Source organism: Shewanella sp. SR43-4, assembly GCF_014163845.1.
Lineage (GTDB): Bacteria > Pseudomonadota > Gammaproteobacteria > Enterobacterales > Shewanellaceae > Shewanella > Shewanella vesiculosa.
Map to the genome: position 1 here is coordinate 1 of NZ_JACJEB010000046.1, position 1067 is coordinate 1067.

Below are 1067 nucleotides of genomic sequence, written 5' to 3' on the forward strand. Positions count from 1 at the left end.
GCTGTTACTCCATTTGTTGTCGCAGCTAAAACAGCACCTAACTTACTGCCGCCACCATTTATCTGATTAGTACCGATTGCTGTAGAAGCTGTATTTTTCAAAGTTACTGATATTGTTTCATTGGCGTTAGAGCCAACCTGGAAAGATTTAGAACCATAAGAACCGTCTAATAACTTTTGACTACCAAATGAAGTTGTTTCAGCAATGCGAGTTAATTCCGTTTGTAGAGAAGATATCTCTTTTTGCATTGACGCGCGGTCTTCTGAAGAATTTGAACCGTTGGCAGACTGCAATGACAAGTCACGCATACGTTGCAAAATGTTAGTCGACTCGCTCATTGCACCTTCGGCAGTCTGTGCAATCGAAATACCATCATTAGCGTTACGCATGGCAACACCAATGCCATTAATTTGGCTGGTCATGCGGTTTGAAATTTGTAACCCAGCAGCATCATCTTTGGCGCTGTTGATACGTAGACCAGATGATAGGCGTTCCATCGATGTTTGTAAGCCACTATTAGCACTATTTAAGTTACCTTGTGCTTTCATTGATGTGACGTTGGTGTTTACTGAAATAGCCATAATTATTGCCCTCTACCTAACTTGAATAGTGCCTGTCAGTCTTGTCAGGCAAAGTTTATTTTCTACATACACTGTAACGGCGCTATCGAAAAAACCTTTAGATAAAGTTTTAGCTATTTTGAATAAATTACTTTTTTATATAAAAAGTTGTTATAAATCAATAAACAAAAAACAGGCCGCTTGGCCTGTTTTAATTACGTTTGGTGAATAAACTAATTAACCCAACAATGATAACGCGGTTTGCGGGATCTGATTAGCCTGGGCTAACATTGCAGAAGAAGTCTGAGACAGAATCTGCTGCTTAGTTAACTGCGCAGTTTCAGAAGCAAAGTCAACATCTTGAATGCGGCTACGAGCATCTGTTACGTTTGATTGTACGTTACTTAAGTTACTGATAGTAAAGTTCATGCGGTTTTGTACTGCACCTAAGTCAGCACGTTGACTATCGATACCAGCAATCGCTGAATCGATAATAGCCAGTGCATC

The 1067-nt window shown here is 39.8% G+C and carries 1 protein-coding gene and 1 pseudogene; both read right to left on the reverse strand.

Annotation, left to right across the window (positions count from 1 at the left end; translation table 11 throughout):
• Positions 1-581: pseudogene (locus H5123_RS20320) on the reverse strand (flagellin); the annotation flags it as partial.
• 216 nt (positions 582-797) lie between these two features.
• Positions 798-1067, reverse strand: a 270-nt coding sequence (locus H5123_RS20325; protein WP_259395716.1) for a flagellin, incomplete at its 5' end; no start/stop codon positions are given.